This is a genomic window from Ruegeria sp. HKCCSA071, assembly GCF_017872555.1.
Lineage (GTDB): Bacteria > Pseudomonadota > Alphaproteobacteria > Rhodobacterales > Rhodobacteraceae > Ruegeria.
Genome location: NZ_JAEDOX010000001.1, coordinates 671,965 through 683,735 on the forward strand (window position 1 = coordinate 671,965; position 11,771 = coordinate 683,735).

Below are 11,771 nucleotides of genomic sequence, written 5' to 3' on the forward strand. Positions count from 1 at the left end.
GGGGGCCATGACCTTTAGCTTGTTCTGCACGCACAAAGTGTCGCGGGTCAGATACCGCGAAGCTTTCGCCAATCGTGCAGCGCCCGGTTTTCCTCGGGACGTATGACATCGCTGTTCAGCGCAGCATCCGGACCGGGATCAGCAATACCGGGGCTGTCGCTCTGCATGGTGCGCAAGGCCTCGATATTGCTTATGACCGTTGGCAGTTGCGTCATGGTTGAGCGGATATCCCGCTGAAAATCCTGCATTTTACTTTGGTGACGCGCGCCAAAGTAAAACGAAACGACCACGCCCAGCAACCACCACAAAGGCTCTGGCACCAAGGCTATGCCCTGCATCCGTGCGGCAAACCATATTGGGTCGACCATGGCGGCAACGAACAAGCCAAGCGTTCCCAATGCCAGTGCCGGGCGCGGCAACCTGTTTACGCCGTCCATGACACGGTCAAACAGGCCCTTCTGAGGTGCCTGAAATTCGCTACCGAACTGCAACATGGCCTGAGTTTGAACCTCGTGAGCGCGTACTGCGCTTGCTTCGGTGTTTTCACGATAGAGTTCTGCGGTTTCCTGCAAGACGTTGCGCCCGTTGCCAAACAGCAGCGCCAACACACCTGAAATCAGCCCCATGCCGCGATCCTTCTGTTAAAATCGCTGTCCGACAGGTGATAACGCGGCGAAAGGAACTCTTCCGCCCGTTTTATCCAGCCACCTTTGCCGCCTGATCGGCTACGCGCGTATTTTCTGGATGCAGGCCGCCGATCAGCAAGGCGAAAATAGTAGTTTCGCCGCGCAATTCCGTAAGCGTCGCGCAAGACGTCAGGCTCTGGCTGCGCCGCGCTTTCGCAGGCCGCCACGGTTTGCGGCCCGATTACGCCATCCGCGGTGACGTTGAACCCCATTTCCTGTAGCAGCCGCTGAAGGATCTTCACCGCCTGCGCACCGGCATTCACATACATGTCGAAAACAGAGGCATGCAGGGTTTCGGGCAGCTCACCAATGCGCGGCTTGTCGAAATAGTGCCGCACAAAAATGTCGACCGCTTGCCGACGGGACAATGCGCGCACATCCGCCTCGTCGACCCGTCCGTCTCCTGTCAGATCCAAGCCCAGCCTGCGCAGGGTGTGAATCGTGACCCCGAACTTGGTTGCCCCGCCCGGATCGTCGGGGTCATCAACAAAGCCCCCTTCACGGGCCACAATCTCTTTGGCAATTTGCCGAACCGTTTGCATACCACCCTCGTAACGTTAGGTGGCCACACCGTTTCCGACAGACATTAACGATTCAAAACGAAACGGAGCGCAGCATGCACCATGCACGCAACGCTCCGAAGCAGGTCCACAGGGTTTATTAGCTTTCTTCCGCGCCTTTATAGACACCTTGCTCTTTCAGAGCGTCCATGACCTCTTTCGGCATGTAGGTTTCATCGTGTTTGGCAAGAATTTCAGTCGCTTCAAAGACTCCGTTCACGTAACTGCCTGTGCCGATCATCCCCTGATTTTCCGAGAATAGATCAGGCAGGACACCTGTGAACGAGACCGGAACGCTTTCACCACCATCCGTTACAACAAAACGAATGGTTTCGCCCTGTCCGCGAATGATCGAGCCTTCTTCGACCAAGCCGCCTATCCGGAACACCTCGGTTGGTTTCGGCGGCTCGGCAATCACCTCACTGGGTGAGCGGAAAAAGTTGATCCCGTCCTGCAATGCCCAGCCAATCAACGCTGTTGCCGCCACCAAGGCAACAACTGCCACCAGAATGACTTGTACACGCCGACGTTTCTTGAGCGTTTTCATACCATCCTCACGGGAAAAGCGGGGCCATCATCAGGCCCAGAGTTTCATCTTCACCTAACATCAGGTTCGCGTTCTGCAAGGCTTGCCCACTGCTACCTTTTGTCAGGTTATCCAGCGCTGCAATTGCAATTGCGCGCCGCTCAATCCGATCCGCCACAACACCGATGTGACAGAAATTCGACCCCCGCACATGGTGGGTTGAAGGAGTCTCACCCATCGGCAGCATCTGGATGAAGGGCTCGTCCACGTAGGTTTTGGCAAGAGTTTCGTAGATGCTGTGCGGGTCACCCTTCACATAGGTTGTGGCCAGAATACCCCTGTTTGCAGGGATAAGATGCGGCGTGAACTGCACATGCACTGCCCGACCGGCAAGTTTCGAAAACTCCTGATCGAACTCGCCAAGATGCCTGTGCGTCCCTCCGACGGAATAGGCATTGCTGCCTTCGCTCAGTTCAGCGTGCAGCAAGTTTTCTTTCAGTGACCGCCCTGCCCCTGATACGGCGCATTTCAGGTCCAGAACGATATCGTCCAGATCAATGACCCCCGCAGATATCAGCGGCCGCAGAACATATTGCCCGGTTGCCGCATTGCACCCGGTGCCCGCAACAAGCCGCGCCCTCTTGATGTCTTCGCGGTAGAACTCGGTCAGACCATAAATCGCATCTTCCTGCTGTCTTAGCGCGGTATGCGGATTGCCATACCATTTTTCGTACTCGTCGGGGTCGGCCAGCCGGAAGTCGGCAGACAGATCAATGATTTTCAGGTCTTTCGGCAAATCCCGGATCACTTCCTGACTGGTCTTGTGCGGCAAGGCGCAGAAACACAGGTCGACCTGCGAAAAGTCGATCTCGGAGATTTTGCACAGATCAGGCATATCCATGTGGCGCAGATGCGGGAAAACCTGCGCCATTGTCATGCCAGCCTTACGTTCGGCGGCCAGCGCGACGATATCCATGTTCGGGTGCTCGGCGATCAGCCGCACCAGTTCAGCGCCGGTATAGCCCGAAGCGCCCAGAATTGCGATTTTATGGGTCATGTCAGACCTCTTTCACTTGAGTGTCACATGTTTCGACCGCCGATGCGACGGCCTTGAAATAAGGGAAGCAAAGCGGCTGCGTCCTTGACCTAAGTCAGGCAGCCTGGAACGTGATTTGTCGTCGGAGGAATTGCGTCGCCCGGTCGCTGACAACATTGGGTTTGCCTGTTGTCAGGAAACCACTCGGGCCCTCACCCAACATGCTGGGGTGACGTTGCAGGTAATCTGCCAGACTGTCAGCAACAAGCGCACCCTGGCTGTAAACCTGCACATCTTCACCCAACGCCGCCTGAAATGCTTCGGCCATCAACGGGTAATGCGTGCAGCCCAGAATAGCGGCCTGAGGTTCTGGCATCTTGCGTTTCAGCGCATCCACATGGCTGCGCACTAGGGCTTCGGCCAGGATCATGTCGCCGTCTTCTATGGCATCCACAACGCCGCCACAGGCCTGTGCTTCGACATCTACACCGATAGCCCGAAACGCCAATTCACGCTGAAAGGCCCGGCTGGACACGGTGGCAGGCGTTGCAAACAATGCCACATGTTTGACGGCCACTTCGCGCGGCGGAGAATTGTCGCCCCATTGCCGTTCGGTCAGCGCCTCGATCAACGGGACAAAAACGCCAAGAACGCGTTTGCCGCTGGGCACGCCCTCTTCCTGCATGCGCCGCAACGCTGCGGCGCTGGCCGTGTTGCAGGCCAGAATCACCAGATTGCAACCACGCGACCACAGATCCTGAACCGCCTTGCGGGTCAGCTGATAGATATCCTCGGCATCACGCACGCCGTATGGCGCGTGTGCACTATCTGCAAAATAAAGGAAATCAACGTCCGGCAGACGTTGCTGCGCGGCACTCAGGACGGTCAGACCGCCCAAACCGGAATCGAAGATACCTACTGCCATTAGATCCTTCAGGCGCGATGCCGTTCCTCAAACTCATAGCCGTAATCATAAGACTTCAACGGCGTTGGAGACAGCTCATACGTGGCTTTGCGCAGGAAATCCATCATCTTGCGCGTATCCTTGCTGAGCGGGTCCAGAATGTCACGGCCAATCGGCTCTCCGATCACGACTTTCACCGGTGTATCAACGCGTTTCTTGAATTCTTTGATCAGCAGGCCCATCCGCAAAGTACTGTGCAGATGGCTGGCGATCTGAAACAGACGAGAGGTGTGGCCATCAAAGAAAACCGGAACAACCGTGGCACTCGATTTAGCCACCATCCGCGCGGTAAACCCGCGCCAACCCGGATCCATGGGGTGGGAAAACGGCTTAACCCCGGTGCTGACCGTCCCGCCGGGGAAAATGCCGATCGCCCCGCCTTCGCCCAGATAGTTGAGCGCGGTTTTTCGGGTCTCAAGGTTCAGTTGCATCGCCTCTTTCGTTTCATCAAACGAAATTGGCAAAATGATGCGATTCAGGTCTTCGGCCTTGCGAAACACCCGATGAGCCAGAATGCGGAAATCTCCCCGCGTCTCGGACAGGATATGTCCCATCATCAGGCCATCCAGAATTCCGTAGGGATGATTGGCAATCAGGATCAGAGGACCGTCTTTCGGAATATTCGAAAGCGATCCCCCCGCCACGTCCAGAGTCAGCCCATAGCGTTCGACCATCACGGCCCAAAAGTCGCGCCCATTGGCAACGTCTTTCTCGTACCCGTCCGCGCGTTTGATCAGGCGCATACGGCCCGTCGTGTTCTCCATCAGCTTGATAACCATCCGCCCGCCTTTGGTTTCGGCGGAATGCGCGTAGGAAATGTCGCGAACGGCATGACGACGAGAAGGCATATGGGTCTCCGGTTTGCTGCCTGCAAAATAAGTGCAAGTAACAATTTTGCCTAGCTATCGTGACACGCTTGTGACGTTTTATTCCGCCGCGGCCTGCAACCCTGCCCCTCCACCGCGAATGACGGCCAGCAATTCCTCGCGCCGCTTGGCTGCTTTGGCCTCGTTCGCGCGCAATACGGGGCCAAACCCACGGATATCCAGCGGCAAACGGGCCAGGGCGGCAATCGCATCGCGTGTGGTCTGCGACACAAGCGGCAGAACCTCGCGCATGTCCTTTTCATATTGACGGATCAACGCACGCTCCATCCTGCGTTCCGACGAATAGCCAAAGATATCCAATGGCGTACCGCGCAGCACCTTCAACCGGGTCAAAAGATTCAGTGGGCCAAGGATGGCTTCGCCAAACGCACGTTTGCGGGGTCTGTCGTTGCTGCCCGATCCCCCTAAAAAGGGTGGAGCCAGATGGAACGTCATCTTGAAATCGCCATCGAACTCGGCAGCCGCTTTGTCACGGCTTGACAGAAGAAGGCGCGCGACTTCGTATTCATCCTTGTAAGACAACAGCTTGTGATAGCCTTTTGCCACCGCCTCGCGGATATCCGCATCCTCAACACTGTCGACCAGCTTGCGATACCGTTTGGCCAGCCGCGCACTTTGGTAGTCGGTCAGATGGCTTGCGCGGAATTCGATCTTCTGATCCAGCGATTGGGGCATCTCGGTCACGGTCGGGGACAGAATGGACTGTACCTCTGCCGGATGCAGAACCGCCCAACGCCCGATATCAAACGCACGCTTGTTCCGTTCAATCGTAGTTCCGTTCAATTCGATGGCATCAAAAACCGCCTGATGGCTGACGGGCAACAACCCGCGCTGCCACGCTGCGCCAAAGATCATCATGTTGGAATAGATCGAGTCGCCCATCACGGCGCGTGCCAACTCGGTCGCGTCAAACAGCGAGACATCTTCTTTCAGTCGTGCCTGAAGAGCCAGTTCCAATTGATCGGCGGGAATGCGGAACTCGGTATTGCGCGTAAAGTCGCCTGTTACCGTCTCATGGCTGTTCACAACGGCGCCTGTACGGCCTGTGCGCGTCAGGCCCAATGTTTTGGCTCCGGCGGACACCACCAGATCACCGCCGATCAACGCATGGGCTTCGCCGGTTGCGACACGGATGGCGCTGATGTCTTCGGGTGCGTTGGCCAGACGGCAATGGATGTGGACCGCGCCGCCTTTCTGCGCCAAGCCCGCCATTTCCATCATGCCCGCGCCTTTTCCGTCAATCTGGGCAGCCTGTGCAAGAATTGCGCCCAGCGTGACAACACCGGTTCCCCCGACACCCGTGATCACCACGTTATGCGTACCGCTGATCGTGGGCAGCACCGGCATCGGTAGGTCGGGCAAGTCGATTTCGGTTGTTGCCTCTTTGCGGATCTTCGCCCCCTCAAGCGTAACGAAGGAAGGGCAAAAGCCGTTCAGGCAGGAATAATCCTTGTTGCAGCTTGACTGATCGATGGCGCGCTTGCGCCCGAGTTCTGTTTCCTTGGGCACGATCGACACACAGTTCGATTGCACCCCACAATCGCCGCAGCCTTCGCAGACATCGGTATTGATAAATACGCGCTTGTCCGGGTCCGGGAACGTGCCGCGTTTGCGGCGACGGCGTTTTTCGGCCGCACAGGTCTGAACGTAGACAATGACCGAAACACCCTCGATCTCGCGGAACTTCTCCTGCACCTGCATCAGTTCCGCACGCTCGAACGTCTGAACACTCGACGGCAGAGCCTTGAGGTTTACGTCTTCCTTTTCGTCATAGACCAGAGCAACCTCACGGACACCCATGGCTTTGACTTCGGCAACGATCCGTTCTGCGGTCAGATCGCCTTCATTCTCCTGCCCGCCCGTCATGGCGACGGCATCGTTGAACAGGATCTTGAAGGTGATGTTCGTGCCTGCAGACAACGCCGCGCGGATCGCTTGAACGCCCGAGTGATTATAGGTGCCATCGCCAAGGTTCTGGAACACATGTTTGGTGGTCGAAAACGGGGCCTCACCGATCCAGTTCGCGCCTTCACCGCCCATCTGGGTAAAGCCCGTGGTGTTCCGGTCCATCCACTGAACCATGTAATGACAACCGATCCCTGCATAGGCACGGCTGCCATCCGGGACTTTGGTCGAACTGTTATGCGGGCAGCCCGAGCAGAAGTACGGAAGCCGCGTTGCAATTTCCTGCGCATTGTCGGCCCGGCGCGCCTCGGACAAAGAGGCCAGCCCGGCCCGAATACCATCGGTTTCACGCCCTTCTTCGATCAGGATCTCACCCAGCTTTTCGGCAATCATGATCGGGTCCAGCGCGCCGCGGGTCGGGAACAGTTCATCGCGGTGCAACGTACCGGCACCGCCTTTGTACCAGCCATATACCCGGCGGCCGCGACGGTCGTCAAAGATAGCCTCTTTGACCTGAACCTCGATCAGCTTGCGCTTTTCCTCGACAATCACGATCAGGTCCAGCCCTTCGGCCCAGTCGTGGAACCCGACCATGTCCAGCGGGAAGGTCTGCCCCACCTTGTAGGTCGTGATCCCCAGCCGTTCGGCTTCGGATTCATTGATATTCAAAAGCGACAGCGCATGGGTCAGGTCCAGCCAGTTCTTGCCCGCCGCAACAAACCCGATCTTTGCACCTGGTTTGCCCCATATCCGCTTGTCCAGCTTGTTGGCATGCGAAAACGTCTCGGCTGCAAACCTTTTGTAATCGATAACGCGCGTTTCTTGCAGGTGCGGCGTGTCCCCAAGGCGGATATTCAAACCGCCTTCCGGCATATCGAAATCAGGTACGACGACCTGCATTCGGTCGGGGCGACCATCCACAACCGAGGTAACCTCGATTGTGTCCTTCATGGTCTTTAGCCCGACCCAAACCCCGGCAAAACGGCTGAGCGCAAAGCCGTATATTCCGTAGTCGAGGATTTCCTGCACACCCGCCGGGCTGACGACAGGCATATACATATCTACCAGTGACCATTCGGACTGATGCAACACGGTCGAGCTTTCGCCGGTATGGTCATCACCCATCGCCATAAGCACACCGCCATGCTTGGCGGTTCCGGCCATATTCGCGTGGCGCATGACATCACCGGACCGGTCTACGCCCGGCCCCTTGCCGTACCAAAGCCCAAAAACCCCATCGAACTTGCCGTCGCCGCGCAAGCCGGCCTGTTGGCTGCCCCACAGCGCCGTTGCTGCCAGATCTTCGTTCAATCCGAACTGAAACGTGACATCGCTTTGGGACAACTGCCTTTGCGCCCGCATCATCTGCTGATCAACAGCGCCAAGTGGCGAGCCACGATATCCAGTCACCAGCCCCGCAGTGTTCAGTCCCGCCAGCCGGTCTCTGGCCTTTTGCATCAGCATCAACCGGACAAGCGCCTGTGTTCCGTTCAGAAGAACGGGGCTTTTCTCAAGATCGAACCGGTCGTTTAACGTAATCTGTGGCTGACTCATCAGACGTCTCCCCTCGCCAGATCAGTGTGCATGTTCGTAGCGCATTTTAGGTCATAATTTCTGACCTGTATAGGTTTTATGCACTGAACCGTAACGATTTCGGCCTTTGATTGTAGAACTTGTTACCTGTTTCATATAGGCGTTCGAAATGATAACGAAAGTTGCGGCGATGGATTGGGACAAGCTTAGAATATTTCACGCGGTGGCCGATGCGGGCAGCCTCACACATGCCGGGGACAAGCTCAATTTGTCTCAATCCGCCGTAAGCAGACAGATCCGTGCGCTGGAAGAGTCGTTGGATGCCACCCTTTTTCACCGCCACGCCCGGGGGCTGATTCTCACCGAACAGGGTGAACTGTTGTTCGACGCCACATCCGCCATGTCAAAACGGCTGGACGCAGCTGCTGCACGCATTCGCGACAGTGAGGAAGAAGTTTTTGGCGTTCTGCGGGTCACGACGACCTTTGGCTTTGGCACGCTTTGGCTCGCCCCTCGCCTGCCCAAGCTTTATGAACAATACCCTGATCTCAACATCGATCTGATGCTGGAAGAACGTGTTCTGGACCTCCCCATGAGAGAGGCGGATGTCGCCATTCGCATGAAGGAACCCAGTCAGGCAGATCTGGTGCGCAAGCGCCTGATGACGGTTCAGATGACACTTTACGCAACGCACAACTACATCGAAGCCCATGGCGGAATGCTGAAATCGCTGGAGGATATCCAAAATCACCGGCTGATCTGTCAGACGCCCGCGGCACCTCAGGTAGGCGCCAGCGCAGCCATGGTACGCCATCTTATGACGTACAATCCCGCATCCCTGTTGACGGTGAACAACTACTTCGGTGTCCTTCAGGGAGTATTGCACAATCTCGGGATTGGAGTTTTGCCAGACTACGTCACACAGGATTTTCCGCATCTTGTTCCGGTTTTGTCGGACATCGAAACCGCTGACGTGCCTGTGTATCTGGCCTATCCCGAAGAACTTCGACACTCAAAACGCGTCGGGGCGTTCCGCGACTTTGTACAGGACGAGATCATCGCACAGCGCAAACAGCTGAAAAAGATGGGAAAACTATAGCTATGCACAAATAGCATAGCGGACATGAGGACATTTCAGGGTTAAATTCCTTGAACGTTCACAAACTGACCCCTAAATGAGCACTCGAAGGCGGTGATGCTGAAACGCTCATCATCTTCATACCTCCCTGTTGGACTATGGCCGAGCTTATTGCTCGGCCTTTTTTTTTGCTCAAGGCATTGCATCAAGTCAGCGAAAGCTCTGGGAAAAATACACGCATAGGCATATGATCCCTAAAAAACGAAATAATTTCGTGTTCGAGGGAGAATCCATGTTCCACCCATTCCGCCTTTTGTTGGCGATTGTCTCTGCTTTATTGTTGGCGGTTCCACTATATGCGCAAGACACCGGCTCAACGTCTTCAGTGACCATCCCGGACGATTTAACGCCCGAACAGGTCGATGGTTTGGTTGCCCGCATGTCAGATGACCAAGTGCGCGCCATTTTGTTAGAGCGCCTTGATGCGGTAGCCGAAAAGCAGGCTGCCGAGAAGGCGAACGTGGAAGACCCGCTGACCGAAATAAGCGAGATATGGGCCGAGATGGTCTCGTCCTGGACACACGTTCTGACCACGCTCCCCAACATTGTGTCGGCACAAGTTACTGCGTTTGGCAACTTCAGCGACACCTTTGGAACGAACGGTGTCTTTAAACTGTTCGGGCTTATTCTTTCTGTATTGATTGCAGGCTTTCTGGCAGAGAAGCTGTTCATTTTCCTGACCCGCCGCTGGCATGAAGCGACCGAAGTTGGGGATGAGGCCGATCTCAAGGGCGCTGTCAGTTACCTGTTCCGCAGGTTCTGTCGCGAAATTGCCGGGCTGATCGTGTTCTATGTTGTCATTCGCGCGATTGGGCGCGGGCTTCTGACACCCGAACAGATCACCTATGCCGGTCCGTTTGTATTCTATCTGATCTGGATTCCGCGCCTGGGGGCGGCGGCCTCACGTTTTGTTCTGGCACCGGAGAAACCAAAATATCGGCTGGTCAGTATTGACGACCATTGGGCAAAGTACCTGCATCGCAATCTGATCGGGCTGTTGATCCTGATCGGGTTCACGCTGTTTATTGTGCGCTTCAACGCCCTAAATGGCATCACAGGGGACGATACACGCATCGCCTTCTGGCTGAATGCGGCAACCCATGTCTATATCGCCGTCATCGCCTGGACCGCGCGCCAAGGGTTGTCTCAGATGATGCTGGGAACAGACCCGGACCGCACGAAGTTTGATGAAGAAGTCGCGCATTATTATCCCTACTTCGCCATTGGCGTTTCGGTGACAATCTGGCTGCTGGTCGAATTCCTGGTCGCACAACGCGATCCATCGACGCTAAGATTGCTTGCAGGTGGTGCGCATTTCACAACCATGTTCTGGTTGCTGATTGCCCCTGCTCTCGACACTTTGATCCGCGGGCTGGTACGCCATTTGCAGCCGCCGATGTCTGGCGAAGGCCCGCTGGCCGAACGCGCGCATCGCGCGGCCAAGCGCAGCTATATCCGGATTGGGCGGGTCATTGCCGGGCTGATCGTCGTCTTCATGATCGCCCGCGCGTGGCATCTTGACCTGCGCAATGTCGCCTCGGCCGGTGTCAGTGCCGAAGTTGGCGGCGCTGTCATTGAGTTCCTTCTAATCATCGCGGTCGGTTACATCCTAAACGAGGTCGTCTCGCTATGGATCAACCGCAGGCTGGCCAAAGAACAGACCGCAGCCGAGGCAGTCGACGAGGAAGCAAGCGGTGAAGGCGGCGGCACCGGAGGCTCTCGTCTGGCGACGGTCCTGCCGCTGATGCGGATTACGGCCCAGATCACCATCTCGGTCATCTTTGGCCTGCTGGCCCTGGGTGCGTTGGGTATCAACATCACGCCGCTTCTGGCCGGTGCCGGTGTTCTGGGTCTTGCCATCGGCTTTGGAGCTCAGAAACTGGTGGCGGATGTCGTCGGCGGTGTCTTCTTCCTGATCGATGATGCCTTCCGCGTCGGCGAATATGTTGATGTGGGCGGAACCACCGGGACGGTCGAAAAAATCTCGATCCGCTCGATGCAACTGCGCCATCACAGGGGGCCTGTGCACACGATCCCCTATGGAGAAATCCAGAAACTGACAAATTACAGCCGTGACTGGGTGATCATGAAGCTGAAATTCACCGTGCCCTTCGATACCGATCCCAACAAGGTCAAGAAAATCTTCAAAAAGATCGGGGCCGAAATGATGGAGGACGAAACCCACAAAGAAGGCTTCCTACAGCCCTTCAAATCTCAGGGTGTGTTCGACTTTGATGATGTGGGCATGATCATTCGCGGTAAATTTATGGCCAAACCGGGCAAGCAATTCACCTTACGCAAGGAAATCTTCAACCGGGTCAAAGCAGCCTTCAAGGAAAACGGCATCGACTTTGCCCGCCGCGAGGTGCGCGTTGCGATTCCGGGCCTGGATGAGGTCGAGCATCTGACGCCCGAGCAGAAGGCTGCTGTTGGCGCCGCAGCCGCTGCCGAGGTCAACAAGGACCAGGGATCGGCGTAACCTTCGGGGTTTACGTCTGCGATTTGCAGCAGGACTGCTATGCGTTTTTTCGGAACC

At 56.3% G+C, this 11,771-nt stretch carries 9 protein-coding genes; 2 read left to right on the forward strand and 7 right to left on the reverse strand.

What is annotated here, in order from left to right; translation table 11 throughout:
* Nucleotides 1–47: 47 nt before the first annotated feature.
* From I9188_RS03370 to I9188_RS03400, 7 genes are all read right to left on the reverse strand, one after another.
* Nucleotides 48–626 (reverse strand): holin family protein, encoded by a 579-nt coding sequence (locus I9188_RS03370; RefSeq protein WP_209504021.1) that lies wholly within the window; start codon nt 624–626, stop codon nt 48–50.
* Complete coding sequence (locus I9188_RS03375) at nt 617–1,228, reverse strand: holin-associated N-acetylmuramidase (protein WP_209504022.1); 612 nt, start codon at nt 1,226–1,228, stop codon at nt 617–619. The genes I9188_RS03370 and I9188_RS03375 overlap by 10 nt, the downstream gene beginning before the upstream one ends.
* 118 nt (nt 1,229–1,346) lie before the next feature.
* Nucleotides 1,347–1,793: a cytochrome c maturation protein CcmE gene (gene ccmE, locus I9188_RS03380; RefSeq protein WP_209504023.1), complete on the reverse strand. Its 447-nt coding sequence runs from the start codon at nt 1,791–1,793 to the stop codon at nt 1,347–1,349.
* 7 nt (nt 1,794–1,800) lie between these two features.
* Nucleotides 1,801–2,829, reverse strand: a complete 1,029-nt coding sequence (gene argC, locus I9188_RS03385) for an N-acetyl-gamma-glutamyl-phosphate reductase (protein ID WP_209504024.1) — start codon at nt 2,827–2,829, stop codon at nt 1,801–1,803.
* Nucleotides 2,830–2,923: 94 nt separating this feature from the next.
* Complete coding sequence (gene murI, locus I9188_RS03390; RefSeq protein ID WP_209504025.1) at nt 2,924–3,733, reverse strand: glutamate racemase; 810 nt, start codon at nt 3,731–3,733, stop codon at nt 2,924–2,926.
* An 8-nt stretch (nt 3,734–3,741) separates the two neighbouring features.
* Nucleotides 3,742–4,620, reverse strand: coding sequence for a lysophospholipid acyltransferase family protein (locus I9188_RS03395; RefSeq protein WP_209504026.1), 879 nt, complete (start codon nt 4,618–4,620; stop codon nt 3,742–3,744).
* Between the two features lie 78 nt (nt 4,621–4,698).
* The gene (locus tag I9188_RS03400; protein WP_209504027.1) at nt 4,699–8,118 is read right to left on the reverse strand and encodes an indolepyruvate ferredoxin oxidoreductase family protein; all 3,420 of its coding nucleotides are present in this window, start codon (nt 8,116–8,118) and stop codon (nt 4,699–4,701) included.
* 169 nt (nt 8,119–8,287) lie between these two features.
* Here I9188_RS03400 and I9188_RS03405 point away from each other — a divergent pair, with 169 nt between their 5' ends.
* Nucleotides 8,288–9,196, forward strand: coding sequence for a LysR family transcriptional regulator (locus tag I9188_RS03405; RefSeq protein ID WP_209504894.1), 909 nt, complete (start codon nt 8,288–8,290; stop codon nt 9,194–9,196).
* A 271-nt stretch (nt 9,197–9,467) separates the two neighbouring features.
* Nucleotides 9,468–11,714: a mechanosensitive ion channel family protein gene (locus I9188_RS03410; RefSeq protein WP_209504028.1), complete on the forward strand. Its 2,247-nt coding sequence runs from the start codon at nt 9,468–9,470 to the stop codon at nt 11,712–11,714.
* Nucleotides 11,715–11,771: the final 57 nt, after the last annotated feature.

Excerpts from the sequence above, each read along its gene's own strand:
- I9188_RS03395 (WP_209504026.1), bottom strand. The coding sequence starts at position 4,620 with ATGCCTTCTCGTCGTCATGCCGTTCGCGACATTTCCTACGCGCATTCC.
- I9188_RS03370 (WP_209504021.1), bottom strand. The coding sequence starts at position 626 with ATGGGGCTGATTTCAGGTGTGTTGGCGCTGCTGTTTGGCAACGGGCGC.
- I9188_RS03410 (WP_209504028.1), top strand. The coding sequence starts at position 9,468 with ATGTTCCACCCATTCCGCCTTTTGTTGGCGATTGTCTCTGCTTTATTG.
- murI (WP_209504025.1), bottom strand. The coding sequence starts at position 3,733 with ATGGCAGTAGGTATCTTCGATTCCGGTTTGGGCGGTCTGACCGTCCTG.
- I9188_RS03400 (WP_209504027.1), bottom strand. The coding sequence starts at position 8,118 with ATGAGTCAGCCACAGATTACGTTAAACGACCGGTTCGATCTTGAGAAA.
- ccmE (WP_209504023.1), bottom strand. The coding sequence starts at position 1,793 with ATGAAAACGCTCAAGAAACGTCGGCGTGTACAAGTCATTCTGGTGGCA.
- I9188_RS03405 (WP_209504894.1), top strand. The coding sequence starts at position 8,288 with ATGGATTGGGACAAGCTTAGAATATTTCACGCGGTGGCCGATGCGGGC.
- argC (WP_209504024.1), bottom strand. The coding sequence starts at position 2,829 with ATGACCCATAAAATCGCAATTCTGGGCGCTTCGGGCTATACCGGCGCT.
- I9188_RS03375 (WP_209504022.1), bottom strand. The coding sequence starts at position 1,228 with ATGCAAACGGTTCGGCAAATTGCCAAAGAGATTGTGGCCCGTGAAGGG.